Origin of the sequence: Bartonella sp. CL434QHHD, from assembly GCF_042195145.1 — a bacterium.
Classification (GTDB): domain Bacteria; phylum Pseudomonadota; class Alphaproteobacteria; order Rhizobiales; family Rhizobiaceae; genus Bartonella.
Genome location: NZ_JBHINT010000025.1, coordinates 1 through 24,395 on the forward strand (window position 1 = coordinate 1; position 24,395 = coordinate 24,395).

Annotated in this window: 37 protein-coding genes; 2 read left to right on the top strand and 35 right to left on the bottom strand. The window is 46.2% G+C overall.

The window, feature by feature from the left end; genetic code table 11:
- The 34 genes from ACFILN_RS03890 to ACFILN_RS04055 form a co-directional block, all read right to left on the bottom strand.
- On the bottom strand, positions 1–324 hold a 324-nt coding region (locus ACFILN_RS03890; protein ID WP_375670925.1), incomplete at its 3' end, for a DUF4815 domain-containing protein.
- A 1-nt stretch (position 325) separates the two neighbouring features.
- Positions 326–1,444: a phage tail protein gene (locus tag ACFILN_RS03895; RefSeq protein WP_375670926.1), complete on the bottom strand. Its 1,119-nt coding sequence runs from the start codon at positions 1,442–1,444 to the stop codon at positions 326–328.
- Entirely contained in the window at positions 1,444–2,310 is an 867-nt protein-coding gene (locus ACFILN_RS03900; protein WP_375662997.1) for a baseplate J/gp47 family protein, read from the bottom strand. The genes ACFILN_RS03895 and ACFILN_RS03900 overlap by 1 nt, the downstream gene beginning before the upstream one ends.
- Complete coding sequence (locus ACFILN_RS03905; protein ID WP_375633729.1) at positions 2,303–2,683, bottom strand: GPW/gp25 family protein; 381 nt, start codon at positions 2,681–2,683, stop codon at positions 2,303–2,305. The genes ACFILN_RS03900 and ACFILN_RS03905 overlap by 8 nt, the downstream gene beginning before the upstream one ends.
- 3 nt (positions 2,684–2,686) lie before the next feature.
- The gene (locus ACFILN_RS03910) at positions 2,687–2,887 is read right to left on the bottom strand and encodes a hypothetical protein (protein ID WP_375662996.1); all 201 of its coding nucleotides are present in this window, start codon (positions 2,885–2,887) and stop codon (positions 2,687–2,689) included.
- A 12-nt stretch (positions 2,888–2,899) separates the two neighbouring features.
- Entirely contained in the window at positions 2,900–3,493 is a 594-nt protein-coding gene (locus ACFILN_RS03915) for a baseplate assembly protein (RefSeq protein ID WP_375662995.1), read from the bottom strand.
- The gene (locus tag ACFILN_RS03920; RefSeq protein WP_375670928.1) at positions 3,490–4,011 is read right to left on the bottom strand and encodes a hypothetical protein; all 522 of its coding nucleotides are present in this window, start codon (positions 4,009–4,011) and stop codon (positions 3,490–3,492) included. The genes ACFILN_RS03915 and ACFILN_RS03920 overlap by 4 nt, the downstream gene beginning before the upstream one ends.
- Positions 4,008–4,502, bottom strand: a complete 495-nt coding sequence (locus ACFILN_RS03925) for a phage virion morphogenesis protein (protein ID WP_375631564.1) — start codon at positions 4,500–4,502, stop codon at positions 4,008–4,010. Before ACFILN_RS03925 ends, ACFILN_RS03920 begins: the two co-directional genes overlap by 4 nt.
- Before the next feature lies 1 nt (position 4,503).
- Positions 4,504–4,926: a gp436 family protein gene (locus tag ACFILN_RS03930; protein ID WP_375662993.1), complete on the bottom strand. Its 423-nt coding sequence runs from the start codon at positions 4,924–4,926 to the stop codon at positions 4,504–4,506.
- A 15-nt stretch (positions 4,927–4,941) separates the two neighbouring features.
- Positions 4,942–5,907 (bottom strand): capsid protein, encoded by a 966-nt coding sequence (locus ACFILN_RS03935; RefSeq protein WP_375613754.1) that lies wholly within the window; start codon positions 5,905–5,907, stop codon positions 4,942–4,944.
- 12 nt (positions 5,908–5,919) lie between these two features.
- Positions 5,920–6,261 (bottom strand): hypothetical protein, encoded by a 342-nt coding sequence (locus ACFILN_RS03940; RefSeq protein WP_375613753.1) that lies wholly within the window; start codon positions 6,259–6,261, stop codon positions 5,920–5,922.
- Positions 6,258–7,286, bottom strand: coding sequence for a phage protease (locus ACFILN_RS03945; protein ID WP_375631560.1), 1,029 nt, complete (start codon positions 7,284–7,286; stop codon positions 6,258–6,260). The genes ACFILN_RS03940 and ACFILN_RS03945 overlap by 4 nt, the downstream gene beginning before the upstream one ends.
- 610 nt (positions 7,287–7,896) lie before the next feature.
- On the bottom strand, positions 7,897–9,102 hold the full coding sequence (locus tag ACFILN_RS03950; RefSeq protein WP_375670929.1) for a phage minor head protein: 1,206 nt from the start codon (positions 9,100–9,102) through the stop codon (positions 7,897–7,899).
- A complete protein-coding gene (locus tag ACFILN_RS03955; RefSeq protein ID WP_375670931.1) occupies positions 9,095–10,675 on the bottom strand; it encodes a DUF935 domain-containing protein in 1,581 nt (526 codons plus the stop codon). The genes ACFILN_RS03950 and ACFILN_RS03955 overlap by 8 nt, the downstream gene beginning before the upstream one ends.
- A 12-nt stretch (positions 10,676–10,687) precedes the next feature.
- Complete coding sequence (locus ACFILN_RS03960) at positions 10,688–12,310, bottom strand: hypothetical protein (RefSeq protein WP_375670933.1); 1,623 nt, start codon at positions 12,308–12,310, stop codon at positions 10,688–10,690.
- On the bottom strand, positions 12,303–12,884 hold the full coding sequence (locus ACFILN_RS03965; RefSeq protein WP_375631553.1) for a phage protein Gp27 family protein: 582 nt from the start codon (positions 12,882–12,884) through the stop codon (positions 12,303–12,305). Before ACFILN_RS03965 ends, ACFILN_RS03960 begins: the two co-directional genes overlap by 8 nt.
- Entirely contained in the window at positions 12,847–13,203 is a 357-nt protein-coding gene (locus ACFILN_RS03970; protein WP_375612320.1) for a hypothetical protein, read from the bottom strand. Before ACFILN_RS03970 ends, ACFILN_RS03965 begins: the two co-directional genes overlap by 38 nt.
- Positions 13,200–13,514 (bottom strand): DUF2730 family protein, encoded by a 315-nt coding sequence (locus ACFILN_RS03975; protein WP_375607966.1) that lies wholly within the window; start codon positions 13,512–13,514, stop codon positions 13,200–13,202. Before ACFILN_RS03975 ends, ACFILN_RS03970 begins: the two co-directional genes overlap by 4 nt.
- Positions 13,511–13,726, bottom strand: coding sequence for a hypothetical protein (locus ACFILN_RS03980; RefSeq protein ID WP_375613747.1), 216 nt, complete (start codon positions 13,724–13,726; stop codon positions 13,511–13,513). Before ACFILN_RS03980 ends, ACFILN_RS03975 begins: the two co-directional genes overlap by 4 nt.
- Positions 13,719–14,057 carry a hypothetical protein gene (locus tag ACFILN_RS03985; RefSeq protein ID WP_375670934.1) on the bottom strand — a complete coding sequence of 113 codons (339 nt, stop codon included), beginning with the start codon at positions 14,055–14,057 and terminating at the stop codon, positions 13,719–13,721. The genes ACFILN_RS03980 and ACFILN_RS03985 overlap by 8 nt, the downstream gene beginning before the upstream one ends.
- Positions 14,050–14,337, bottom strand: a complete 288-nt coding sequence (locus ACFILN_RS03990) for a hypothetical protein (RefSeq protein ID WP_375631548.1) — start codon at positions 14,335–14,337, stop codon at positions 14,050–14,052. Before ACFILN_RS03990 ends, ACFILN_RS03985 begins: the two co-directional genes overlap by 8 nt.
- Entirely contained in the window at positions 14,334–14,915 is a 582-nt protein-coding gene (locus tag ACFILN_RS03995) for a glycoside hydrolase family 19 protein (protein ID WP_375654599.1), read from the bottom strand. Before ACFILN_RS03995 ends, ACFILN_RS03990 begins: the two co-directional genes overlap by 4 nt.
- 87 nt (positions 14,916–15,002) lie before the next feature.
- A complete protein-coding gene (locus ACFILN_RS04000; protein WP_273790124.1) occupies positions 15,003–15,410 on the bottom strand; it encodes a helix-turn-helix domain-containing protein in 408 nt (135 codons plus the stop codon).
- 6 nt (positions 15,411–15,416) lie between these two features.
- Positions 15,417–16,034 (bottom strand): regulatory protein GemA, encoded by a 618-nt coding sequence (locus tag ACFILN_RS04005; RefSeq protein ID WP_375670936.1) that lies wholly within the window; start codon positions 16,032–16,034, stop codon positions 15,417–15,419.
- A gap of 10 nt (positions 16,035–16,044) precedes the next feature.
- Positions 16,045–16,668, bottom strand: coding sequence for a DUF3164 family protein (locus ACFILN_RS04010; protein WP_375627429.1), 624 nt, complete (start codon positions 16,666–16,668; stop codon positions 16,045–16,047).
- 14 nt (positions 16,669–16,682) lie between these two features.
- Positions 16,683–16,934 (bottom strand): hypothetical protein, encoded by a 252-nt coding sequence (locus ACFILN_RS04015; protein WP_375667518.1) that lies wholly within the window; start codon positions 16,932–16,934, stop codon positions 16,683–16,685.
- Entirely contained in the window at positions 16,931–17,194 is a 264-nt protein-coding gene (locus ACFILN_RS04020) for a hypothetical protein (RefSeq protein ID WP_273790127.1), read from the bottom strand. The genes ACFILN_RS04015 and ACFILN_RS04020 overlap by 4 nt, the downstream gene beginning before the upstream one ends.
- Entirely contained in the window at positions 17,191–18,222 is a 1,032-nt protein-coding gene (locus ACFILN_RS04025) for an AAA family ATPase (RefSeq protein ID WP_273790128.1), read from the bottom strand. The genes ACFILN_RS04020 and ACFILN_RS04025 overlap by 4 nt, the downstream gene beginning before the upstream one ends.
- A 333-nt stretch (positions 18,223–18,555) precedes the next feature.
- Positions 18,556–20,535: a transposase domain-containing protein gene (locus ACFILN_RS04030; RefSeq protein WP_375670938.1), complete on the bottom strand. Its 1,980-nt coding sequence runs from the start codon at positions 20,533–20,535 to the stop codon at positions 18,556–18,558.
- Positions 20,532–20,990, bottom strand: coding sequence for a hypothetical protein (locus tag ACFILN_RS04035; protein ID WP_012232200.1), 459 nt, complete (start codon positions 20,988–20,990; stop codon positions 20,532–20,534). The genes ACFILN_RS04030 and ACFILN_RS04035 overlap by 4 nt, the downstream gene beginning before the upstream one ends.
- Entirely contained in the window at positions 20,987–21,994 is a 1,008-nt protein-coding gene (locus ACFILN_RS04040) for a ParB/RepB/Spo0J family partition protein (RefSeq protein ID WP_375670940.1), read from the bottom strand. The genes ACFILN_RS04035 and ACFILN_RS04040 overlap by 4 nt, the downstream gene beginning before the upstream one ends.
- The gene (locus ACFILN_RS04045; protein ID WP_038474380.1) at positions 21,994–22,392 is read right to left on the bottom strand and encodes a hypothetical protein; all 399 of its coding nucleotides are present in this window, start codon (positions 22,390–22,392) and stop codon (positions 21,994–21,996) included. The genes ACFILN_RS04040 and ACFILN_RS04045 overlap by 1 nt, the downstream gene beginning before the upstream one ends.
- Positions 22,376–22,516: a hypothetical protein gene (locus tag ACFILN_RS04050; RefSeq protein ID WP_375615419.1), complete on the bottom strand. Its 141-nt coding sequence runs from the start codon at positions 22,514–22,516 to the stop codon at positions 22,376–22,378. The genes ACFILN_RS04045 and ACFILN_RS04050 overlap by 17 nt, the downstream gene beginning before the upstream one ends.
- Before the next feature lie 73 nt (positions 22,517–22,589).
- Entirely contained in the window at positions 22,590–22,895 is a 306-nt protein-coding gene (locus ACFILN_RS04055; protein ID WP_005864619.1) for a helix-turn-helix transcriptional regulator, read from the bottom strand.
- 153 nt (positions 22,896–23,048) lie between these two features.
- Here ACFILN_RS04055 and ACFILN_RS04060 point away from each other — a divergent pair, with 153 nt between their 5' ends.
- Positions 23,049–23,579, top strand: a complete 531-nt coding sequence (locus tag ACFILN_RS04060) for a helix-turn-helix domain-containing protein (protein WP_375670942.1) — start codon at positions 23,049–23,051, stop codon at positions 23,577–23,579.
- A 12-nt stretch (positions 23,580–23,591) separates the two neighbouring features.
- Positions 23,592–24,119 carry a helix-turn-helix domain-containing protein gene (locus ACFILN_RS04065; protein ID WP_375670944.1) on the top strand — a complete coding sequence of 176 codons (528 nt, stop codon included), beginning with the start codon at positions 23,592–23,594 and terminating at the stop codon, positions 24,117–24,119.
- A 69-nt stretch (positions 24,120–24,188) separates the two neighbouring features.
- Here the strand turns inward: ACFILN_RS04065 and ACFILN_RS04070 are convergent, their stop codons facing one another.
- Positions 24,189–24,362, bottom strand: coding sequence for a hypothetical protein (locus ACFILN_RS04070; protein WP_375670946.1), 174 nt, complete (start codon positions 24,360–24,362; stop codon positions 24,189–24,191).
- Positions 24,363–24,395: the final 33 nt, after the last annotated feature.

Sequence of the window (24,395 nt, forward strand, 5' to 3'; positions counted from 1 at the left end):
AATTTCCAAGCGCCCAATCATGGCAACATTGTTGAGTACAGCGGGTGCAACGGGGAAAATATCGCCTGCGATATAAATTTTACCATCCGTTAAAGTGACGGTCCTTGTCTCTTTGTTGACAAAAGCATCAGCCCGTTCAACGCGGTCTCCTTCTTTTGCAACAAGGCGCCCCAAGCGGTCATGCCGCCCCCTGATGATGGTTTGAACCTCATTCAATTCACCACTTTGAATAAAGGGACGCGTGCCATAAAAGACAACGCTTTGTTGTTCCTCTTTGCCGCGAGATCTGTCAATTGCAAAGGGTAAACCACTTTCATGCTTCATATTAAAACCTCAATAAAATCTTGAATTGTTCGCGAACATCGGCACGCAAAGGAATATTGATGGGTGTTTTGAGTATCTCTACACCACCATTCAGTTCATTGGCATCACACCAAAGCTTGCCCAGGGGGATATCAAGGGGGACATCTTGTTTGGGAATGCCGTGAACGAGAATAGAAACAAATGCTGCTTGTTTCCCATCAACATCGTGAAAGTCTGTGCGTGCTGCCAGAAAAAGCGCCGTGCCCATCGAGGAGGGCTGGAACCTGACGCCACAATGGCTGTACACACCATCCAAAGCTTGTTCGACAGGCGCTACAGCATAGCATCTGCGATACCCAATCACGCTATTTTGGCTGTCTCTTAACACGAGATAAAGCGTGCGGTTGCTAAACCACTCTGCCATGAGTATATCGCGTTCATGTTTTTTGACCGAACACCACGGAAAATTTGCCAAATCCCAAGGGTAATCAATTTGGTTCCAGCTTAACTCCTCGTCAAAGTCATCTATCCAATTGCCAATAAGCCTGCCTTCTTCTTTTGTGAGGGTATGATTGATCTCTGTTGTGCGCCCAAAGGAAAACAAAGTGCCCCCAGCTGTTAAGCGAACACCGCTTTCATACTCCAACATGCTATCATCGAGGCGTGACATATTGCCTTCCATGGCTTGCACATTATAACCATAGGTCCCACGGCGAAAATCAGAGCGCAAACTTTTGGAAAGGTCGGTAATCGCTTCAATGGCTTCAAGGCTTTTGCGTTCAGGCAACTGATCAAAATCAAGTTGAAAGGAATTCCACCATGCTCGCCCCGTCCAGGCGGGTTGAAAGCGTGCCGAAATCCCTAGCCATTCAAGCCCCATCTCTATTGCCGCAAGGGAGCCGCGAATATTTTGCCATGCAAGACCCTGATCAATTAAATCATAAAGGTTAGAGAAATAAGGGTTTAATTCTTGTAAGCCATATTCGTCTATTAAAAAGGGCAACCAAGAAGGCGGACGCGTGATAAATTTCGCGCGAGGTATTTCTTCGAGTGCAGTTTTAACGTGAAGTTCAAGAGCCATTGCTTCTGCAAAACAACGTTCAAACAAGCTCGAATTCGGGGGCAAAAGTGAGGAAAGCATCAATAAGCACGCCCCCGTTCAAACAAAACAATATCCCCTAGTGCGACTGCTTCATCAGGTGCGACCAAAATATCCTCAAAAGGTTGCGTTATGTTCACATGGTGAACGCCCTCAACCATCAAGCGGCTTAGTATCCAACTTAAAGACAAATCACGCCCAAGCCTCCATGCACGCGCCCATTCTGCTCTTAAATTCTGCTCCGCTCTTTCCAAAACAAAGGAGCCTTCATCCGGTAACAACCAAAAATCAGCAGAAACATTGATCATCCGCTGTACCGCGCTTTTCACAAGGATGTGGTCATTGGTCATTTTAACATGGGGGGCATCAAGGGCTGCTTGCACCTTTGCAATTAAAGCCTCATCAGCCACCCCTGAAGGAGCGTCACTAAAAAGCGCAACATGAATAAGCGGACTTTTACCCTCACGATAAACAAAAGCATCTTTGACATGGATATCGCTTGAGAGGGCAAAATATTGGTAACGTGGCGCTGTGCCACCTGTGGAATGTCCTTGTCTATTCAAGCGAATGCGGCGGCGCAAACGCTCATCATCTTCATCCAAAAGGCGCGTGACCCCATGAAAATCCCCCAAATGATCTAAACTTGTTCCATGGGCAAATGTGAGTAAATTATCCCGCGCCACTTCATTAATTCGCTGGCGCAATAGCAACTCTTCATAAGCCGCCGCTTGCAATTGAATGACAACCGGATCATAAGCCGTCTTTTCCACATTATAAGGAATATGATGCGCCGCAAAAAGCTCAGTCAAACGCGTGATCTTTTGCTCTAAAATTGTTTCAACAGAAAGCTCTTCAATAATTTGTGGCAAAGGAATCTGTGAAAAGGATAAAGGTTCAAACTCAGTCATCACCAACCTCTAAATTGATGCTCATTGGCTCTTTGTGTGACCAATCCCCCAAATGCCCATTGGGATAAAAAACACCTGTTAAAACAAAATGGAATGTGCCTTCACGCGTTGCTTTTGTCAGATCAATCCTCTGCAACGAAAACCCAGGCTCTCCACACTCTGGATCATCGAGTGCTTCAACAATTGCTTGATAAAGCTGCATCATCGTCGCAGGGTCAGCATTGGCATCTTGGAATGCTCCAACATCACATCCATAATGACGACGCAAAACCCGTGTCCCAATTCTTGTCGTCAGACATTTACGAAGTGACTGTTGACAATGCGCAAAGCCATACAAGAGAGAGCCATCCTTTTCGCTCATCCCGCACCGCATGCTTTAAGCCCCTTTGCTTGTCTTTGTGGTAGAAACCGTTGGGGCCGCCGCAACAACAGGGGCTGGTTTTTCAGCGATCTGACCAAGCAGCAACGGATATTTAGCCGCCTCCTCACTTAAACAAATTTCTTCACCTTTGCCCAGTGAACGCTTGCCTGCAACAAAATCGGCATTGGTTAAAATAACATAAATGTTCTCACGCATGATAAAACTCCTTTAAAGAGGGGAAGAGGTTGTGGAGGGACCCATTTTGACCCCACCGTGTTTGTGGCTTGCGCCAACAGATTTTTGATTATGCTGTAAATCTTCTGCTTGAATCCGCACACTACCCGTTAATTCAACACGGGTTGCTTGATGAGAAAGCACCAAACCTTTTTCACTCAAATGGATTTGGTTTTCCCCATGGGAGAGAATAAGTTCATCTTTTGTCATTCGCAAAGCGCCACCGGCATAACAGAGCGCCAACTCTTGGAAAGAGCGTGCGGGATTAGGTGCATCCTCACTATAACTATCGCGCACCACCAGAGAGGCAGAACCAATTTCGCCATGGGGATTTAATAACCGCACCGGATCACCAACATGGAGGGGCATATTGCTTGAGAGAGCGCCAGAAGCTTCTTGCGCTTGTAGCCAAGGCGATAAAACTGCTTGTCCATTAGAACCCTGTTCGGAAAGTTTCACCCGCACCCTATGGCCATCAACTTGCACAACCCGCCCGATCATGTGCTGGTTGGCAAGACAGCGTTCAAGCGCATCAAGACGCTTCATGATTTGTCGAAAGGTGTCACTCAACAAATGCGCATCATTCATGGCAACACCTCATCATCACATGAAATCAAACCACTTTTGAGTTGTCCTTCATCACAAAAAATATCATGTCCCAACTGATGCAAATCTTGGTGCCATTCCACCACGCTTATCGATACACCACGCTGCTTAATCGCCGCGGAAATAATCGGTTCAATCTGGACATCACGCGGGGCACTCAAATGCGTTAGCCCCCACAATTGCCCGCTATGGCATAAAACCGCAATGGCTTCTGCTAAAAGCCAACTGGAAACATCACGCTCTTTACCAGTGGTAATAATAAAAGCCCCTAAATGAAGATCAGCACTCATCTGTCCACTTGCTACAGGATTCAAACGGCTTTCTAACACCGCAACCCGTATTGCTGGAGCCACCAGCATCTGTGTTTCAAGTTCTTCTAAATTAAAACGTCCAAATTGACAGCCGCAATCACGCACATCCGGCAAAGCGCCTTTAAGGCTCCTTATCACCGCTTCACGAAACTGATTAATGCGCCCTGCTTGTGTGATCGTTTGGTTCATGAAAAGACCCTTTCCAGCCAGTCTTCTGTCGCTTTGACAATTTCCACTTTATTGTGCTCTGAAAGCCCCAAATAAGGGCGTGCCGGCATAGTCACTTGATGCACACAAACAAAGCGGTGTGCATTACCGCTTTTAAGAAAAAAGCGCAGTGTCTTGCCATTTTTCGGGCGAATAACCCCACCTAATTGATGAATCCGCGCATAAACCAACCCAGAGCCCACAATCACCTGTTCTGGTGAAGCTTTCATATCAATGGAGCGTGAAAGCGCCCCACTGGCATAAAGAATGGAGGTGCGGGCATAATTGTTTTTCCACTTCTCTCCTTGGGCAGAATTTTTTTCGCTTTGAATCCGCCGCCTTGTGCTTTCTTGGATGAGACGCCCAACCCCTTGTGCCAAAGTCCCCATCGAGCTATCAGCGCCCTTTTGCAAAAAGGATAAAGCCGCTTCAAGCCCTGTCTCTTTAATCTCAATATGGGTTGCAACAGACATGTTACCTTCCCATCAAACGCGGCTTGGCATGAAAAAAAGCCCCATCACGAACCGGTCCATCTTCGCTCATAATTTTAGGTTCATCTATGCCTAACCCCGCTTTGCCTTCGGCAATACGTTTCAGCAAATCAACCGCCTGTTTGTAACGATCTTCAATGGTCGTGGTCAGCGCCGTATGGCGTATGGCTAAATTATAAACAGCAATATTGACACAGATCATACCCAGAGCCGCCGGCTGTCCAGCAATGGGGACGCAGTAGCGATGAGACAAATGCACATCAATCTCACCACTTGCCTGTTCGAGCGCGCGGGCAATGGCTTGCTCTGAAAAAACTGGTTCAGAACTCTCATCCATCCCACACAAATCATCCAAGAAGTCATCACCCCAGAGCTCTTCAATCAATGTTTTGCTTGCATAAGCCATGTTTAAAAGTTTCCCTTAGACAACTTCTTGCAACAAAACACCGGCATCTTTTGCGGCAACCAATTCACACACACGTTCCCCCACACGCACCCGTTTACCACCCGACAAGCCGATATCTGGATCTTGGATCACTCCAGACAAACGCTCGCCCAACTGGGCGCTAAAGCCCCAACTGATCACCGAACCATCTGCCTGTTGTTTGGTAGGGTCAATATAAAGCAGTGCAATCTTATTGCCCCACACGCGTGCCAATTGTGCCGAACGCCCTTTACGTGCCAAATTCACTTGCGATTCACCAATGAGTAAACGATCGGGGTGTATTTCCATCAGATCAGCAAATTGCGCCTTGGTGACAAAACCATCAGCAGTGCCACCCCCTTTAACGGCTTTAATGATTTTGGGATGACGTTTGAGTTTTGACCAAACAACTTTGCCCATCACAATGGTGTTGGGCGTATAGACGAGACTTTTATCCATCGCCTCATCTAAAGTGGCATAAGGGTCAGATTTCTCATAATCGCTAAATTTATTTTCACCCTTAAGCGTAATCACCCGCTCTGGTGCGTAATTTTCACTTCTTTGCACAAGAGCTGCCACACGCACTTCACGCCCCAATTCTAGCAAATTGGCAAGTCCCTCTACAGCTGTCTTTTCGGGGTTATAACGAGAGCGCTTTTCTGCCCGTGCCCGTGCCGCTGCTTCAATATCTGAATTGGGGATGAGATCATCAAGTCCGTAATCTTTGACACTGGCTTCCCGTTCAAAGGCAGAAAATTCCACCACATTCGGGCGCCCTTTTCGCCCAACCTCAAGTTCAGGCACGGTAAAATTTTCTGCTAAAGGAAATTCACTATATTTAAACACCTCACTTAAAACACAAACGCGTGGCAAAACTCTATCGCCAATAAGAGAACCTGCTGGATTGCGATAACCAATAGCAATAGCGGTGAGTGTTGGATCAATGGGAAAAGGTCTGTTCATTTTATGCCTCGATTAATTAATTTTAAAAGAAATAACATCACCAGCAGAACCATCACTCATGGCAATACCAATGGTGCGATCTGCGGCTTCCGCTTTAATGGCGTGTCCTTTGGGGTCAGAGGTCAAAAAATCACCAAAGGAAACATTGCCTCCACAAACCACTTCGCCCCAACCACATTGGCCAACATCAATCATCTCACCAGCCTTTGCACTCAATGACCCAGCAGTCCCTAATAATTTATCACCCTTACCAGAAGCCGTTGCCACCATTCCGTCACCGCGCGCTGCAACAATGCAATAAGGTGAAATCACATCTCCAGCGCGAAAAGATTTAATCAAAATCATCGTACTCATAATGGGCGCTCCTTTTGCTCGCTAATATACTCAACCGCTTGGCTAATGGTGATGTCGAAGCCTTTTTGCTTCTGCTCTTCCTGATAATGGCGTGCCGCAAGGGCAACCTCTTCTGGAGCAAGCTTTGGTTCTTGCGCTAAGGCACACACTTCTAAAGGGCTTGTTGAGGCAAGCGCCGGCAACTTCTCGACCAAACTTTTAAAATGCTCCATCCCCCCTTCAAGGCTACAGAGCGCACGATATTCCTCGCGAGCAGCCGGCAAAATCTTGCCCTCTTCAATGGTCTTATCTAAAAGACTCTCAATGGCACTGTTTTTTTGCTCTTCTTGCAAAAGCGCTAAATCTTCTCGCGCTTTTGTTAATTGGGCATTTAATTCCACGCGTTCCTTTTCGCGCGCTTTAAGCGTTGCTAAAACCTCATCCGCTTTAGCATCTTCTGCCAGCGATAGTGCACTGGCAATGGCTGTCAAATCCATCATTTTCTCCGTCAAAGTTATAGGGGAAGGCTGTTCACGGCTTAAAGCCGTCATGACAAGGGCTGGACGGTTCACCAAACCAGCACCTGCTAAATTTAAAATTTCACCTTTCTTGGAATGGCGAAACTCAGGCGAAAGATAGCGATATTCTCGGGCAACAATCTTTTTGGTAGCCATATCGGTCCATTTAACACGCCCCCAAATCGCACCATCCCGCTCTGCTAATTCTTCAATCCAGCCACTGGCAGGTGCTTCTAAACCATTTCTCGCACGGTGATGTTGCCCATGCTCATAATCAATCACAAGCGGTCCTTTATTGGCTGCAAAGGCTTTTAAAATAGTTTGCGGGTTATAATGCCATTGTCGTCCATCACGTGCCTTCACATGGGGCGCTTTGGGCAAAAGCTCTACCCATTCAGGCGCTTGGCTAACGGTGGCGTCTTCACATGAAATGTCTTGGCATAAAACGTCTGGACAGAGATCTATTAACGCAGCATGAAATGTTTCTGCATCCCCATCTTTTTGATCTTCGTGAAATTCCTGTTCCATACATTGCCTATTGCTTTACAATTGTCATTGGCAATACAATGCATGAAACTTACTCCCACCATAAGTCTGACACTGTCAGTCAAAAGAGCATTTCTCAAAAAAGCACTCTTTTCCCTATTCTTCTCCTTGTGAGAGAAACCCCCGTGCCAAACCATCCCATAAAATCGTTTTCAAAGGCACTTCAAAGACGATAGAGCGCCGTTGTGAAGTGAGAGGTACAATTTATCGCCTTATACAAAAAAAGCCTCTCTCAAGCCGTTTTTTTTAAAAATTGCTTTTTGGCTTAAAAACATTATATCATTGGAGGTAAGGCGTGAGCCAGTTTTGCCAGGACGGTTTTACCGGATCTGCGAGGAGTTGACCGCCCTCCACGCCTTCTCTTTTTCTCACGCATCGGCTCTCTTCACAAAAGCCAACATGGTTTTTCTCAAGTCGTTTTTTTAAAGATTGCTTTTAAACTTTTAAACTGTTACTTCTATCCACGAGGCGTGAGCCAGTTATACCAGGACGGTTTTACCGGATCTGCGAGGAGTTGACCGCCCTCCACGCCTTCTCTTTTTCCTCGCCTCTTTTCCGTTAAGAACACAAGACTTTCTTCCTGTTGTTCTCTTTACAACAACCTCTCGCCCTTTTTTTCAGCCGCATCCAATAAGCGTCCAATTTCTCTAGAGCTTTTTTTATGCATGGAGGTCAACCACCATTCTTGTTTGCTTGCCACAAATTTAACCGCTAAGCGCCACCATACCCCATCATTTTCACCCAAAAACACAACGCTCGGTACACCTTTTCGCCTGATAATTCCATGGGGGCGAATGAGTGTTTGAATGGCGCCTCGAAAATCATCCAAGCGAAGATCACGCGCTTGATGCTCTAACAAAATATGTTTCACACTGTCTGCGGATAAGCGAATAAGAGAATTTTCCGCTGCAAAAACATCACCCACCTTTTGTGGTATCGGTGCAATGGGTATAAACCCGCGAGGCATCCGTCCTTCAAACATGGCTTCCAAAAGTGGTGAACCCACAATATCTTCAATGGCAATGCGTTTGTCATTGTCCCCCATCACAGAGACTTTATCACTCAAAAAACGGCTTAAATTTTGCGCCCGATGTTTCCCAGGATTAGAATGCCAACCAGGATCAATCCCCTTTGGTATCTTCTCAACTTTCCCCGTTCGCTTATTGTGCCAAACCTGCTTTTCAACATGAAGTGGCTCTGCCCCCTCTTCATAGCCTAAATCTTCTGCTTCATAACGGCTTACCTGTCGCACACTGCATTTACACCGCCAACCATTGGGCGGATAAAGCCAATCCCAAACCGGATCATCAACAGGTGCGGTAAACCCCACCCAACTTTCATGTTCTAAACGCTTATGTTCTGAACTTGACAAAGCATAGGTGAGATAGGGCAAAAATTCTTTATTATTTTGTGTGCGCTCCCACTCACCTGCCGCATGCGCACTCATGGTATTGGCCCAATAGACCGTTTCTAAACGCCGTGGGCTGCCCAATTGTACCACGCTATTTTCACCAGTTTTGGGGTCAATGCTGGTCTTTTTACCCCACCAACCCTTTTCCTGTAAAATCGGCATCAAATTTTTTTGAAAATCTTGAAAAGGAACTTGATGCTTTATGGCTTCTCCAACCGCTCGCTTAAAATCCTCCAAAATATCATAGCCTAGCGATTTTGCCACCGTAAAGGAAAAGGCATGTTCTTCTGGTGCTATATCACGCCAATCAAAGCTTGGAACAAGTGCCTTGGCTTCAAAATAACGGGTGACCTCTTTAGGGGCGGTTTTAAAAAGTTCCTCATCCATGATACCCAAGCCCACGTGCAATCATTTGTACTTTTGCCAAGCGCGCTGCTAATGCGTGATGATCCATCTCACCTAGCAATTCATCTAAGCCTTTTAGGATATCCTCATAACTTGTTGCTTCTCTCACAAGCTTTTTAAAAGGCTCTAAAAGGGGTTCTAAGTCCTCTTCCCAGTCGCTTAAAGCTTCTTGTGAAAGCCGGTCCAATTCGTCGTGATGTTTCCCACCCTTCTCTTTTGCACCCTTGCTCTCTCTTGTCACAGAAACATCAAAAACACCTCCACAATCAGCACAAACATGAGCCTTTTCTCCCCTCTCATCATCAAGCGCATTATCAGGAGCCTTTAAAACATCCTCTTCCTTTTTTGGTTGCGAAAAACCAATCTTATTGCGCACTTCTTGCGCCCCAACACGCAAACCTAAAGGCACAAGTTTTTCCAAAGCATCACTAATCGCTTTAATGTCTTCATTTTCCGAAATCGGCCAATAGACAAGGGGAGCGCGCTCTTGGCGCCCAAAATTAATCTCAACAAAGGGCACAATTAAATCACGATTAGCCGTTAAAGCTAATTGACGTGCATCAGCTCTGGCAATATCATGGCGCACATTTTCATGAATGCGCGCTTGCGAAAAGGACGAACCATCATCCGTCGTCATGGTTTGCCCCAACACACCTTTAGAAATTTGTCGATCTAAATATTCCGCCTTAGAAGCAAACACCGCATTGCCACTGCCCCCTGCCGCTTCAATAAATTCAATCTCCATTTCTTTGGGAATAATCGCTGCCGCATCACTGGATAAATCACGCACCGCTTGAATAAGAACCCGTCGTTCCTCATGAGAAGAGCTTGCCCCATATTTACCCACACGCAAAGGCATGCCATAAACTTCTAAAAATGCCATCCAATCTTTTAAGGTATAAGATTTAAACAAAAAAGCCCAAGCTGCAAGCCGCGCAAGCCCAGAACGAATAGGCAAACCGCTTTTCAACTTGGGTCTGTGAATAGAAAATTTATAAGCAGGCAATTCACTTCCATGCAAAGAGCCCTCTTCTTTTAAACGCAAATGAAAACCATCCCGTCGATCCAATTGAAAAAACCGCTGGTCACGCCATTTCCAAGCAACCGGCCACCATTCCTTGGCACTCTTGTCCCACAAAGTTTCAACAACCGCATAGCCTTTTCCCAAAGCATCTAACAAATCCGTCACATAATCATCAACAAAGGTAGGCGCACTAATCACTTCCCGCACCGCATCTGCTATCTTTTTGTCCTGTGCACTGTTGCTTGCGGCAATCACTCCAGGCTCCACCCCTGTGAGAGCATTTTTACGCATGCCAAGCACAGCACGATAATGCAAATCACGCTCTTCCATATCATCGGCAAGTTGAAAAAACTGCTCTGGATGCCCCTCTGCTGCCTGTTGCAAAATATCAGCAAGTTGCGCAGGGGTCAGACCACTGACAATGGTTTGTGACCATACATCACGAACACCGCCAACGGTAGGGCTTGCAACTTCTCGCTCCAACCCTTTGATATTAAGCGCCCTACCCCACTGATCTAAAAGTTTTACCATCTCATCATCCCATCAATAAATCTTTGATCGCATTGTTGAAAAAAAAGGCGTTGAAAAGAGCGAGCTTTCATCAAAACGATAAGCCTCTCTCACAGGTGTATAATCATAAATTTCAGGAGTTTGGCGGCTGGCAAAATAAGCCAAAGCGCAAGCAATCGCGCTATCACCATGGCGCATAAAACCGTCACTGCCTTTAAAACGATGATTGTCTGGAATTTTCACAATGCCATTGACATAAGCAAGCGCTTGATGATCGGCAACAATGTCACTATCGCGCGGCAAAACAATGGACCCATCCCCAAAAGCTTCTAAATAAGCCGGCATTTCCTTGCCATACCAACTTTGTGACAAGGGCACTTCCTTCACAAGAGCTCCATAACGTTGCGCCGCTTTTTCAGCTAAATAAGCCCCATTGCCCCGCGCATCTAACGCGCCGCCCATCAAACGCGGCAAACCATTCACCCCATAAAATAAAATCTCTCTTTGTTGATCAAACGGCGTATTGCGCAATTCCACCATAAACCGGACACGGCGCACCAAATCTTGTCCCACCTCCATCACCACAATCGATGTCGCATCGCCACTCCGCGCAAAATCAACACCAAAAACATGTTGGCGCCGCCGGTCAAGCCCAATATGAAGAGGTTTTATATGTTTCTCACACCAAGCAAAAGCAGTTTGACTTCGTTGATAATCCGATTGATTTTTAAAATTATCCACACAAGCAAAACGCAACACCGCAATATCTGGCGCACAACAATTTTCAATCTGTAAGCGTGTTAAAGCAGCCCCTTCTTGATCGGCTGGTATGGCATCTAATTCTTGGCGCATAGCAGCCAAACGCACCCCATAAGACGCGCGAATTTGATCTTCCCATTGTTGCTCAGAAATTCGACTCCACACCTCCCCCTTCATGGCACAAACACGTTTAAACAAGCCATTTTTAACAGCAACACCAAAGGGGTAACAATGCACCGAAAAAGGAACCTTACCTGCTCGCGCCTCACGGATCAGTTCATTGAAAGGATTGAGCACACCATTATGGGTGGAGATCACACGGATTTTTCCTCCCCAAATGAGCAAAGCATTGACAGCATCCAAAACAGAGCGCACATCTTGATGAAACGCCGCCTCGTCAATCACCACAATGCCCTGTAGTCCGCGAATATTTTCAGGGCGGCTAGAAAGCGCCTCAACCCGAAACCCCGAAGCAAAACGCACCCGATAAGCAGAGATATATTTCGTTGAACCATCCGCCCTTTGATCAGAGAATAAAAATTCCTCAACATCCCCACTATGGCTCGTAATTGCCGAAGCAAAATTGCTCACATAGCCAATAAATTCCCGCCCCTTGTCTTTGGTGTCACCAATATAAAAAACATTATCGCCCCTCGCTTCACGTGCCGCCGCTGCAATCAGTGTATCATCCAAAGCTTCTGCAAAAGTAATGCCGGTCCGCCGCCCCTTTTCCACCAGTTTTAATGGGGACTTATCTTCAATCCATGCCCGTTGATGCGCCATCAAAACGCCTTCCGCTAAGGGATCACTCTCTTTGGGAAAAGTACTTTTCCGCCAAATATCAAAACCACTTTGATGATCAAAGACATGACTTTTTGAAAAGGGCTGTTCAGCCATGTTTTACCCCCAACACCTGCGCACGAATAGCTCGCGCTGTTTCTTCTGAGAGCCCCGCCGCTGCTGCTGCTGCGTCAACCGCTTTGCTTGCTTTGCTGGTAAAATCCTTCTCTAATCTTTGCCGTCTGGTGGTCGACAAATGTTCAGCCGCCAACACGCCTTTAAGCGCATTGGCCAATTCTTGTGCTGCCTTTGGCGAAAGGTTTTTCCCACTGCTCAACGTTGAAAAAATCAACTCCTTAATCGCTGCTGCCGTCAAAAGAGTGATATTATCAGAAGCTTTAGCATCAAAGCGCTTGGAGAGGCTTGCGGCAATTTCTCTTGTCTGTTCTAGGCGCCGTGACATCACGGCTAGCCGCAAAGAATAACGATTAAAACTGGAAAAAGAGGGAATAGAAAAGCTGAGACCCGTTTCCTTTCGTAAAGCCTTCAAAGCCGCTTTAAACTCACCATAAATAGCCATTTGTGTCTTCTCACGCCCATTTAAAGCCTCAGCAGCAGCAGCAATAATTTGATCACAAGCTTGCGGCAATAAATCAATCGCCGTTAAACGTCCACGCCCGACCTTGCGCATCCTTCACCTCGTCTTTTATTGATGAACGTTTAGGCCGCTTAATCCCCTCAATGGAAAAGCTCCGGTCTAAATGACGCGCTCCCCGTTCTGTTAACGCCGCAAGAAAAACTGAACCCACACATTTTAAAGTAACAGCACCTTGATCTTCCATCCATGCCAGTTCATTATGCACAAAATCGCGATCGCGTCTGATGCCATAACTGTATAAAAGCCGCTCAATCATCGCACTCGATAAAGTTTCGCTGCGCTCACAAGCAAGCCCTTTTAAAATAATCAACCGCGCTTCTTCACGGATGATTTTATCCATATCTGCTTTCATTTCTTGGCATTCTCCAACAAAAACTCTTGCAAGCGCTCACCAATGGCTGCCACCGGTTGTAATTGTGCAGAAAGCGTGTTGAGACGACCATTCAATTTCTCCATATTCACTTCCAATCTTTGCAGCGCATCACGATCAGGCAAAAAGTCCATCTCTGTTTCTAACTTTTGCACACGCTCTTTAAGCGCCGTGATATCTTTCAGCATTTCCCGCGCACCTGAAGAAAAATAGGCTCTCAAAACCCCACAAATCGCAATAACCGATAACAATAAAGACAACCAGCCATTGGCAACACTGATATCCAAATTCACTTAAAAGTCCCCTCTCTTTTGCCTAAAATCGCCCTCTCCGCAGCTTTTCTACGCTGTTCACAAATCAATAAAGCAGCACGATCACGCCCCCAATAGTGCACCACTTCGCGCGCATTCAAAGCACGCTCTGGCAATAAAGCTGGACGGGCACACGCCATGCGAACAACAGGCGGCAACTCAACCGATAAAAAATGATAAGAAAGGCTACCCATCGGCTTGTGTGTTGAGCAAGCGCACACGCTCAAGCCCAATGCCACCGCCAGTAACCGGCAACTTCTCATTGACTTCCTCCATTTTCACAAGCTTTTGTTCCAAAGCCGAAATCACCCCTTGCGCTTGATGCTCAGCTTCCAACGCTGCTTGTCTTTGTCGCTCTTGTACAAGCAGTGCACGTGCTGAAGCCTTGGCAATCTCCAACTGCCAATACAAATCACGCGCCTTTTCCGCCTTTAAAATTTGCGCTTTCATAAAGCCAAAAGTCGCCAACATCACACTGACCAAAAAAAGCAGACCAAAAGACAGTTTTGAAACAGGGCTAAACATTGCTTTTATCTCCCCACCTCGTTATCTCCACCCCATCATAGGAGCGGCTATGCCGCTTATGGGAATGCTTCCTATTGGAAAAATCCAACGAGCCAAAGCCACGATGCACCCCCAGATTGCCAACAATAATCGCCACCATCGAAGGAATAGAAATGCTCGCCATATCAACAATATGCGGAGCCCCCCACAAACCACCAGAAACGAGCAAAAAAATAACCCCCCAAGCAAACCAAAAGGACCACCATAAATAGAGCCTAGAACCACGATAAGAAGGTTTCATGCCTTTACCTCGCCTCCAAGTCCCAAAAGCTTTTTGGCGCGGTTCAAATAAATCAAACGTTGCACAAGTCCATTCTTGCCCCCATTGATCGCCTTGGTAATCCCTAGATAATCATCTCGATCAGCCAGCCTATTCAAGCCTTTCATTTGCCAAAACCAAACAGCAGACCAAAGCGCTGCTGGAAACTTTTCCAGCTCTTGCGGAAATGCTTCACAATCAACCGCTTGTTCATCGACTAAGCGCCAAAACTTCGTAAAACGACGATAATTATTTCGCCCCGTCAACTGGATCAAACCACGCCCCTTAAAGTGCACCCCATCCCCAGGGTTGACATTGCCTAAATCACGCCGCCCCTCATAAGCGCGCCCTGAGGCATATTCACAAACGGTAAAAAAGCCATCACTCTCATGGGCACATTGGCTTAAAAAATGCGCAACACGCAATGGTGTCGTGATCGCACCATAAGACAAAGCTTCAGGCAACACACGTGCCATTTCAACAATAATAAAATCTTGGCGCGCATGATGCGCCAATTTAGGCGCAAGGCGATGAAGAAAAGAGGCATCTATTGAAACCATAACAAACCACTCAATGAATAAAAATCCATTCGCAGTTTATCGGGTCTCACTCCCCCAATATAAGCCTGACACTGTCAGTCAAAACTCTCAATACTCATAAAACTCTGGAAATAATAAACCTTGTGGTTCTTGCAAAGAAATTTTCTTCTTCAAGCGATAGGCTGTACGCACATGCATACCAGAAACAGCAGCTGCAGTATCCACCGACCAGCCTTTTTGCAACGCTTGCACCATTTTTTGCCGCCGTTCAGCATCTCTGCCAAGGGGGATAAGAAGGCGCACACCAGAACCATTAAAACAAAAATGGTTGATGAGTTGCTGCGCCTCTTCAAACCCAACAATTTCAATCAACCAATCCGCACTCTCAAGACGCCCGGGTATATAAACTTCTCGTCCACCAAAAGCCCGCATCATATTCCATGCTGCTTCACTGCCCGCAACATCAGCTATTTCACGCAATAAGGCAGGAAAATCGCTATAGATTTCCTCTTGCATACATGCTTACCCCTCGCTTTTAATACCTTTTCGGATTTTCCGCCCCCAAACATTCATAACTTCTCTAAAGTCGCCCCCACTCATCTCACCCAAAGCTTTACCACTTAACGCCATAACACTTTGATGAAAAGCCCCAAGATCAAACACAGCATCGGGATTCAAACACTTCCATTGGGCACACAAAATGGAAATGCTTGGTTTATTCCTCCATGAATCTTCGCGGTTTTTTCCTCTCCAGTCAACCCCACCCTCACGCTGCAACCAACCTTTCAACGCCTCAATAGCTCTGCATGCATCATCGCTATCGCGTAAAAAACGAATATGATCAATCCCTGTCTGTCTTTTCACAAAGGCAAGCAACGCCTTGTCTGAACGATCACGAATAATGCCAAGATTCCACCCAGCAATCCAGAGCGCCTGGAGCTTCTTGGCATATTTACCCTCTAAACGCTTCCCATTCGGCTTAAAACCACACGCTTTCATTTCAGCGATAACCAAGTGCTTTTCTGAAAAATTCAAATCTTTCGCCGATTGCTTGCCTGTTAAGCGATAGAGCAGTGCGCGATAGGTCTCATCATCAAGACCTAACGCGCGTTTTCCCATATGAAGGACAGCTAAAGACATGTTACCTCCCTCATGTCTTCGCCAAATCAATGGTCACAGCACGCCAAGCGCTTTCTAGGCTATCACGCTCATAAAAACGCACATATTCCTTAGATGTCGTCACACGGAATGACTCACGAATAGCACGCATCGCCTCTTTCCAGCGTGGATCATCAATATCCAAACGCAACAGCATAAAGATCTCCCCCCGATTCACCTTGCCTTCTTTATCCGTATTAAAAGCACGCGTAATAATCGCACGGATTTCAGGGCGCGCATCCGCAGACCACTCATTCAAACATTCATCAAGAAGGCTTTTGGCAATTTGCAATTGCGGTCCAAAATCAACACTTTCCTGTACCTGCACCTTAATGCGTTGCAAACCATCAAAGCTTGTGTAAGTACAATTGCCCTTTTTGCCACGCCGCTCCACACCATATTCTTGCGCAAGCAAGCTATCAAAATCACTCAAATCCGCAATCGTATGGTTGTTAAAACGTGCAATCCTTGCCGATAATTCTTTCGCAAAACCCATAATTTTGCGCACCGTTTCATCCTCTAACAAATCCGCAGGGCGGATCAGGTTTACCGGCACCAAAGCCCCTTTCGCATCCTTCATATAACGCGTACCTTCAAGTTCAATTTGTGGATTCATCACCAACTTCCTCCTTATGTTTTTTGAAACCGACGAAATGGCACAACATCCCCTGAAGAAGGCGCACATCCCGCTTTCAATTGCCAACGACACCGCATAAGCTCATGACCTAAAACGTGGTTATAGCCTGCCAAACGACGCAAATACTCATTCAATTCTCGAACATCTTGTCCATGCATAAAAATCCCATCCATTTCATGTTTTAACAAGGCAGAGCGCAAAGCAATCAAGCTATCTCTCACCATATAGGGGTTGCGTTCCATCATTTGCTTCCTCCAAAATCCATATAAATCACACGATTGCTCTCATCCGCATCAGAGCCTTCACACTCAGCCAAAACTTCTGAAACTTGGCCTTCCAAAACCGCATCCGCTTCCCCCAAACGGTGAACACTCAACTCCAATTCAAGCAATAACGCCAAATCAACACACAATTTAAGCTGTTCTCCAATATCAAAACCGCATTGATAATCGTCATAAAGACCAACAAGCGTATCGGATAATTCTTTGTCGCATAAAGAGATCATGCCAATTCCTCCACGTCACGGTTTTTCCATGCCGCTTTGACATGTTTCAGGGTCACCTCACACCCATCTCCAAGCGCTGCCATGCGTGCCAACATCATGGTTTTGTCAATTTGCCGCAAAGCACCAGCTTTCAAACCAATTCCCGTCAAAAACTTTATCGCACCAACATCTTCAATCCCCCAATCATGAATGCGCGCTGCAATATCCTCACTATAGGGCTTGCGCCGTTTCAAATGCATCGCCAATCGGCTTTTAATTTGCGCATAAGAGGGACCATTTTGACGATGAACCAACCGTCCAGAGATTTCATCATTGCCAACCAAAGCCAACCCCGTACCATTAATATCAACAAAGTGGCGCAACTGATTAATCGCCTCATCCGTTAAATTTTGCGCTTCATCAACAATCAACAACGTGCCACTGCCCACGCGCTCTAACTTTTTGCCAATCGCACGCGTTAAGCGGGTGGGATTATATTCCACCACTTCCAATTCTGCTGCCATATCATTCAAAATACCGTGAACACTGCGCGTATGCGGGCTTGCTGTCACCAGATAAACATGCGGGCGGGTAGAGCGATAATGGCGGCAGGTTTCGGTCTTACCACTGCCCGCATCAAGCGTAATCATCACCATATCCCCCGTACTTTGTGCCAGTGTTAAAGTATCAATGATCTCACTGGCAATTCGATTCCTCTGAAAGGCTGGTTTTTCAGGAATGCGCTCCAAAAACCCCGCCGTTTCCTTTAAAACCTCAACCCATTGTTGAACCTTTGCATTTTGCTTCCCCAACTGTCCCGCATAACTGCCCGCATACCATTGCGAAAACGTCCCATCCGGCATGCCAATGCGCCGCGCCACCTCTGCTTTCGACCAATCATTCATTTGTCCCAAAGCTCTCACCGCATCCACAAGCTCATTCCATAAAGCAATGTCATCACTGTTGCGGTTTTGTGCTGTTCCATTAGGCTGGATTTTAGGTCGCGCCCAAGGATTTTTATCGACCGTTGCATTTATCGCGTTTTTCATGTATATTCCCCTCTGTATTGATTTTAGACTATTGATAAGGGGAAGGGCTCCCACCCGCCCCTTATCTTTTGTCTTTAGAATGAACATTTAAAGCCGTACGCGATACTAAAACGGCTAACCTTGCAAATCCCCTCTCTTTCTCACACATCAGAGAACTTGCTAACTCCACGCATCTCTCCCGATCAGGCAAAGATACCTAGAAACTTCATGTATTGATTTAAACTTTTAAAGGATTAAGACTTCTCCCCCCTTTTCTTTGTTAACGCTTCAACCCCGCACATGGACCTCAACCGGTCCCCTTAAATCCCCCCTCTCTTTTCCTATTTCCTTATTCTATTGCTTGGGAAACTTGATCACCTCACGCCCCTCATCAGAGGCGGAAAGCTTTCTCAAAGCTTTATGCAAGTGTTGACTGAATTCTTCCTCCCCCAAAGCCTCATCATCGTCTGCTTTCAAAGCTAAATTCCCCACATTGTTTGGCATCAAGCGGCTCACCTTTGGCTTTATCGGAAGCTTAGATTTGAACGCTTCATCCTTTTTCTCAAGGCGACCATAAACATCGGCCAAGTGATCAGGCGCAAGCTTTGCCGCTAGCTGTTTTTCTGCTTTAACAGCCTTCACATATTCTTTACGCAAACGCCCATTCAAGCGCGCCGCCTGCTGGTCATAAAAACCTACATCAGAAAGGCATGGTGCCAAACAAAGCAACCGATTGTTCAAATCATAAACCCGTAAATCTTGATGCAAATGATCCGGATCAAAGCGTACAATCACTTTTTTCCCCGCATGCTCATTCAACGCCCGCGCCCAATAACGATTGCCATAAAAATGGATCTCGCCCGTACCCTTTTGCGCACGCAATGCCTCAGAGGTTAAAAGCCATAAAGCCCGTTGTGCTGCCGTTGCTTGCCGAATAATCGTCCCCTCGGCTTGCAAGCTCTCTGTAAAGGTCTCATCAAAACTGCGCCCCGCACAATTAACCGCTTTGCGCCCTGCTTGCGCATTGTGTGCACAAATTTGCGCACCAACATGGGCTTTAAACGCTTCAAATCCTATCGCGCGCTTGCCGTAATCTTCAGGCTTGGCATCCGGTTTATTGCCCGTATAAGCCCCCGCACAAAAGGGATGTTTCGAAATCGCTTCTGCCAGATCACGCCATGCCCGCTCAATCGGTTTAGACTGTCCGCTATAAGGGGTGGTCCATTGCAATTGCACCCCCAAACTCGTCAAAAGTCCTTGCGGATCATCCGGCTTAATCTTAAAACGAAAACGGTTTTGCACACCTCCAGAAATCCACTTGCTGGTAAAGGCACGCCCATTATCCAAGGTCATACGCTCTGGTATGCCATAAGCTTCCACCATGTCCCCAATCACCAAACGCACGATTTCCCAAGTCTCAGCATCCGACAGGCGCCACGATAAAATCTTGCCCGAATAAAGATCTTGTATCGCTATCAGATAAAGCCGCACAGGCTTCTCTGTCCAAGGAACGCTCACAAAAACATCCAGCTTATGCCCGTCCATATTCACTGCTTGCAATGCATGCAAGCTCGAGCGATCACGCCGTTGGGCTGGATAAAGCTTTTTTGCCTTTTCTTCTCCCTCACGCGCTAAAACCACAACCGCTTTGGAAACTTGCGCCTTAAAACGACGCCGCAAAGCCCGCTCTGAAGGAATGGGCTGCCAACCCCGCTCCTGTGCAACCGAAACCATCCGCCGATAACACGCCGAAAAAGCAGGTTTAGAGGGGCGCAAATAATCCGAACAAAAAACCTCCCACGCCCCCTCATGACACGGCGCAAATTGCGAAACATTCTCCTCACCATAACAAGGCGCTAAAGCTGCCAACCAATCAGGGCGCTCATACCCCTCCACCATCTGCCGCCAATTAAAAAGCGACATCCGGCTCACACCAAATTGCACCGCACTCAAACTTGCCGCATCATGCACACCCATACCGGCATGGAGTAAATCTTCCCAAAAGCAAAGTGCCTTCAAACGCTCTTCACAGCGCCTTTTATGCGCCTTGGAAAGCCCCTCATAACGCACCCAAATGCTTGTCTTTTGCTCCCCTTGCGTTTGTTTCACATCAACACCCACTCCAAACCGCACCAACAACGCCGCCCGCGCCCCCTCCGGCAATAAAGAAATGTGAATTTCTACAATAGGTCGAGAAACCCCTTTAACTTTACGTGTCAAACCACTTTGATGACGCCATGTGGACGCCAAAATCTTACGCAATCCGCCCTTACTCTTAGGCAACCCTGGCAAAGCTGCCTCAGCCAATTCGGCAATAGTAAACCATTCCTTCATGGCTGCCCCCTTTTAATGCGAACCGGCGTTGCGCGCATGGCTTTCAATTGCGCTGCAATCTCCCGCTGTTCCTGCTGAAGCCGCGCAATCTCTGCTAAACGTGCCTCATCCCCTTGCAACAGCAACAATCCATCTTCACTCACCACCTCATCCCAAAGCCAAAATGCCTCTGTCGCCCGCACAAATGCCTTAAACCGCGGCAGGGAAATATCCACCTGCTTACTTTCTGCCACATAAGCATCCAAACTCGCCTTACTTAAACACCCAATCCCTAAATAATGCGCCATACGCTCCGCAATCACACTGCGCTCATGCCGGCATTCTCTCAAAGCACGCGCCATCGCACGCTTAATGCGCGAGCGAAACCGCCCTAAATCAATCTGTGCAACGGGTTCACGACAAGGAAAAACCGGCTTTTGGAAAAAATCAAGCTGCCCGCAACCATGCCTCTTCATGACAGCACCTCCCCCGATTGCTTGTTCAAATAATCATAAAACCGCGCCTTTGTCTGCGCATCCGCCCTCTGCCAAACACCCAATAACTGAGCAAAAACCCGCTCTTGTTCATTAATTTGCGGCGGCGTATTAATCCCATTGACCAAATCAACAGCCCGCCGTAAATCTCCCTCAACCTGTTGCAAAGCAATTGCCACCCGCCGTTGCGCAACCGGCTCCATCTTGGCTAATTTTAACAACTGCGCTTGATTATCCGCCAATGCCGTCCCCCGCAAAACCGCCCGCAACTCCGGCTGTAAATGCTGAGCAATGCTGTTAAGACGTTTTACTGAAACTTGAGACAAACCAATACGATCCGCCACATGTTTAGAAAAAGATAAAACTGTCCCTTTACCATTTTCTTCATCTGTATAAGAAATAGGGACAACTTGTCCCAATTTCTCATCACCGATCAAAGGATCAACTTGATCCTTTGATTTTTCATCCCCTTCACACCCAGTTTCATGGTGCTCTGAAGAACCATCATTTGGCAAAGGTGCAAGTTGCACCTTTGCCACTTTGTCCTTTGTATATTGATTACCACCGATCAAAGGGTAATGTTTACCCTTTGATTTTCTGTCCCCACCAACCTTAATCTCCCCATACTTCTTTTCCCACAATTCGCGGTAAGTCTGGACAAAAAGCGCACGATCAATAACAGACAATTCATTGCGAAAAAGGTTTTCAGCCACTTCTAAAAGCGCGGCATTGTCCTTATCAGCCAGCACCACAACCGCATCAATGTCACTATAGCCCAAAAGCTCAGCAGCACGAAGCCGATGCGCACCAGCAATAAGCGTGTAATTACCTTCCTTAGCATTGGGGGTATGGCGCACCGTAATCGGATTCATCAATCCCTCCCGCGCCATTGATTGTGCAAGTGCCTTGGCATGCTCATCATCCACAGGGCGTATACGCTCCGGTACCACAATCACATCAAGAGCAAGCTTTTGAAACTGTGCCATCACGCCGCCGCCTTTCTGATCTCTTTAAAGAATAAATCCATCGCACGCCCTGCCCATCTTCGATAAGCTTTCGCAAAAACGGGTTCTTCCAAACGCCGGTTAATCACTTGCATAGATAGAGAAATAGAAGTCCGCTGACGTGCCTGTATCGCAACAATACGCCGCCGTGGCACCTCAAACTGATAATGCAAAATATGAATAACAATCTGTCGTGCTAACGCCGCATCAAATAAGCCATGCGGGGGGTCAATAATATACCGGATCGGCAGATGCTTAAATCCACTACTCACGGCTTTTAAAGAACAGGAAAGCATCACCTGTAAACGTTCAACTTCTGAATAAGGATTAACGATATCGTTTCTGACATCTGGGGTCCATAAATTACAAGCAGCAACCATAACCACCCCCTATAAAAACAATATGACCACCCCCTAATCGCCAGAACCAACCCATCCAAACGGCTGTTCTATGATGCAACTCTATGCAATTTATCTTGCCTATTTCGTACTGATCTTTAGACATTGATAAACCTTTTTATCTTATGGTATTTAAATTCATGGCAAATGCGCAAAAACGCAAAGCCGTGTAACGAAGTTCAAGCAGCATTCCCGCGCAAAGCAGAATGCGCACGCGAATCTGTATTGGCATGTTTTGCTGCTTTAAAAATGCGACGGCGACTTTTGGGGTAGCGGTCGCTAAAAACTTGCTCAACGGGCAAACCGATAAAATCGGCAATAGCACGTTCGGCTTTCTCGTTAGACCGTGTCCAAATGTGTTGCACACTGGATGACGAGAGTTGATAAGCTTTCGCGAGCTCCGCCAAGGTCATGTTACGGCGGCGTAGCTCGGCTAAAATACTATGGCGATCCCATACTTGGATGCATGTTTGGGTGGTTGTCATAACTTTCGCTCCTGCTTCAAACGGATGCTCAAACCATCCGTTTTTTGTGGGGTTAATTGTAAAATATCTGCCCTCTATATCGGGCGGTAATTAGATATATATACCAAATATTTTGTGTTGTAAACAATTTATTTTGTATAGAGGTGATTTTTTTTGGCACGTCCAGAAGTAGAACCAAAAACAGAACTGGCAAAACGCTTGCGTGAAGTACGACGAATACTCGGAAACGAAGAGCGGGGCATTTTTGCGCAACGCCTTAATTTACAACGCAATACCCTTGCCAATTATGAAATCGGAGCACATGAGCCTCCATCCTCAGTAATTAACGCCTATTATACAGCCTATAACATTAATCCTCATTGGCTTGTCACTGGTGAAGGTGAAATGTTTAGTGATATGGCAAAAGCGAAAGCAGCAGGTTTTAAACCACAAACTATCCCTACTGGACTCATGAAAAAGCTTGGTCGCATAGCTTATACAACCTATCGCGATGCTAAAATAAAACTCCCCCCTGAAGATATAGCGGAACTCGCGGCGGAACTTTATAGAAAACTGCAAGAGCTTGTTCAAGACATCAACGACACGGAAGAGATCGAGCTCACCTTGCCTCTTTTAAAATTGCATTTAAAGCGTCAAATAGAGGCTGAAAGAGTACATCTAGAAACTACACAAAATACGGCTTAATGCCTCTTTAATATGACACGACAAAGAAATGAACCCAAAACCCCATTAGCAAGACGCCTCATAGAGGTAAGAAAGCTTGTAGGCTTATCTCGTGATATATTTTCTCTTAAAATTGGTATTAGTATTCAAGGGCTTGGCAATTACGAACGCGGTGATAGAACCCCAGACGCAACCGTTTTAACATCATATGGAGAAAAATTTGGGGTCAACCTAAATTGGCTTTTGACTGGTGAAGATGAAATGTTCATAAACATGATGAAAACTCAGTCTTTCAATATATCTCCACCTACCATCCCTGCTGGTCTCATGAAAAAGCTTGGTCGCATAGCTTATACAACCTATCGCGATACAAATATAAAGATCCCTCCTGAAGATATAGCGGAACTCGCGGCGGAACTTTATGGAAAACTGCAAGAGCTTGTTCAAGACATCAACGACACGGAAGAAGTTGAGCTTATTTTACCTCTTTTAAAACTGCATTTAAAGCGTCAAATAGAAGCTGAAAATGCACATCCAGAAACTACACAAAATACGGCTTAATGCCTCTTTAATATGAAAAATACAGGCGCGTTTCTATTTACATTAAGAAACTTAAATAATGCATTGTTTTTAAATAATTATATTTGCAAAAAAATAGAAACGCGCCATATGGCGCATATCTTTTTTGCTTTTTGGGTCATTTTTGGCTGATTTTGGAGTCAATTGAACTTTTGGAGTGATTTTTTTCACAGGGTCTTCAAAGGCGGTTTTCTGGGTTTTCACAGACTTTTCAAAATTTTTCACAGGGTTTTCAAAGACCTTTCAAAGCCTTCTCTC

Excerpts from the sequence above, each read along its gene's own strand:
- ACFILN_RS04045 (WP_038474380.1), bottom strand. The coding sequence starts at position 22,392 with ATGGTTGCTGCTTGTAATTTATGGACCCCAGATGTCAGAAACGATATC.
- ACFILN_RS04025 (WP_273790128.1), bottom strand. The coding sequence starts at position 18,222 with ATGAAAAACGCGATAAATGCAACGGTCGATAAAAATCCTTGGGCGCGA.
- ACFILN_RS03925 (WP_375631564.1), bottom strand. The coding sequence starts at position 4,502 with ATGTCTGTTGCAACCCATATTGAGATTAAAGAGACAGGGCTTGAAGCG.
- ACFILN_RS03965 (WP_375631553.1), bottom strand. The coding sequence starts at position 12,884 with ATGCGCAAGGTCGGGCGTGGACGTTTAACGGCGATTGATTTATTGCCG.
- ACFILN_RS04050 (WP_375615419.1), bottom strand. The coding sequence starts at position 22,516 with ATGTCTAAAGATCAGTACGAAATAGGCAAGATAAATTGCATAGAGTTG.
- ACFILN_RS03940 (WP_375613753.1), bottom strand. The coding sequence starts at position 6,261 with ATGAGTACGATGATTTTGATTAAATCTTTTCGCGCTGGAGATGTGATT.
- ACFILN_RS04035 (WP_012232200.1), bottom strand. The coding sequence starts at position 20,990 with ATGAAGAGGCATGGTTGCGGGCAGCTTGATTTTTTCCAAAAGCCGGTT.
- ACFILN_RS03985 (WP_375670934.1), bottom strand. The coding sequence starts at position 14,057 with ATGTTTAGCCCTGTTTCAAAACTGTCTTTTGGTCTGCTTTTTTTGGTC.
- ACFILN_RS04065 (WP_375670944.1), top strand. The coding sequence starts at position 23,592 with ATGACACGACAAAGAAATGAACCCAAAACCCCATTAGCAAGACGCCTC.
- ACFILN_RS03895 (WP_375670926.1), bottom strand. The coding sequence starts at position 1,444 with ATGCTTTCCTCACTTTTGCCCCCGAATTCGAGCTTGTTTGAACGTTGT.
- ACFILN_RS03920 (WP_375670928.1), bottom strand. The coding sequence starts at position 4,011 with ATGAACCAAACGATCACACAAGCAGGGCGCATTAATCAGTTTCGTGAA.
- ACFILN_RS04030 (WP_375670938.1), bottom strand. The coding sequence starts at position 20,535 with ATGAAGGAATGGTTTACTATTGCCGAATTGGCTGAGGCAGCTTTGCCA.
- ACFILN_RS04005 (WP_375670936.1), bottom strand. The coding sequence starts at position 16,034 with ATGTCTTTAGCTGTCCTTCATATGGGAAAACGCGCGTTAGGTCTTGAT.
- ACFILN_RS04020 (WP_273790127.1), bottom strand. The coding sequence starts at position 17,194 with ATGATCTCTTTATGCGACAAAGAATTATCCGATACGCTTGTTGGTCTT.
- ACFILN_RS03955 (WP_375670931.1), bottom strand. The coding sequence starts at position 10,675 with ATGGTAAAACTTTTAGATCAGTGGGGTAGGGCGCTTAATATCAAAGGG.
- ACFILN_RS04055 (WP_005864619.1), bottom strand. The coding sequence starts at position 22,895 with ATGACAACCACCCAAACATGCATCCAAGTATGGGATCGCCATAGTATT.
- ACFILN_RS03905 (WP_375633729.1), bottom strand. The coding sequence starts at position 2,683 with ATGCGGTGCGGGATGAGCGAAAAGGATGGCTCTCTCTTGTATGGCTTT.
- ACFILN_RS03915 (WP_375662995.1), bottom strand. The coding sequence starts at position 3,493 with ATGAATGATGCGCATTTGTTGAGTGACACCTTTCGACAAATCATGAAG.
- ACFILN_RS03945 (WP_375631560.1), bottom strand. The coding sequence starts at position 7,286 with ATGGAACAGGAATTTCACGAAGATCAAAAAGATGGGGATGCAGAAACA.
- ACFILN_RS03950 (WP_375670929.1), bottom strand. The coding sequence starts at position 9,102 with ATGGATGAGGAACTTTTTAAAACCGCCCCTAAAGAGGTCACCCGTTAT.
- ACFILN_RS04015 (WP_375667518.1), bottom strand. The coding sequence starts at position 16,934 with ATGATGGAACGCAACCCCTATATGGTGAGAGATAGCTTGATTGCTTTG.
- ACFILN_RS03990 (WP_375631548.1), bottom strand. The coding sequence starts at position 14,337 with ATGAAACCTTCTTATCGTGGTTCTAGGCTCTATTTATGGTGGTCCTTT.
- ACFILN_RS04010 (WP_375627429.1), bottom strand. The coding sequence starts at position 16,668 with ATGAATCCACAAATTGAACTTGAAGGTACGCGTTATATGAAGGATGCG.
- ACFILN_RS03960 (WP_375670933.1), bottom strand. The coding sequence starts at position 12,310 with ATGGCTGAACAGCCCTTTTCAAAAAGTCATGTCTTTGATCATCAAAGT.
- ACFILN_RS04040 (WP_375670940.1), bottom strand. The coding sequence starts at position 21,994 with ATGGCACAGTTTCAAAAGCTTGCTCTTGATGTGATTGTGGTACCGGAG.
- ACFILN_RS03970 (WP_375612320.1), bottom strand. The coding sequence starts at position 13,203 with ATGAAAGCAGATATGGATAAAATCATCCGTGAAGAAGCGCGGTTGATT.
- ACFILN_RS04000 (WP_273790124.1), bottom strand. The coding sequence starts at position 15,410 with ATGCAAGAGGAAATCTATAGCGATTTTCCTGCCTTATTGCGTGAAATA.
- ACFILN_RS03930 (WP_375662993.1), bottom strand. The coding sequence starts at position 4,926 with ATGGCTTATGCAAGCAAAACATTGATTGAAGAGCTCTGGGGTGATGAC.
- ACFILN_RS03995 (WP_375654599.1), bottom strand. The coding sequence starts at position 14,915 with ATGGTTTCAATAGATGCCTCTTTTCTTCATCGCCTTGCGCCTAAATTG.
- ACFILN_RS03900 (WP_375662997.1), bottom strand. The coding sequence starts at position 2,310 with ATGACTGAGTTTGAACCTTTATCCTTTTCACAGATTCCTTTGCCACAA.
- ACFILN_RS03980 (WP_375613747.1), bottom strand. The coding sequence starts at position 13,726 with ATGGGTAGCCTTTCTTATCATTTTTTATCGGTTGAGTTGCCGCCTGTT.
- ACFILN_RS03910 (WP_375662996.1), bottom strand. The coding sequence starts at position 2,887 with ATGCGTGAGAACATTTATGTTATTTTAACCAATGCCGATTTTGTTGCA.
- ACFILN_RS03935 (WP_375613754.1), bottom strand. The coding sequence starts at position 5,907 with ATGAACAGACCTTTTCCCATTGATCCAACACTCACCGCTATTGCTATT.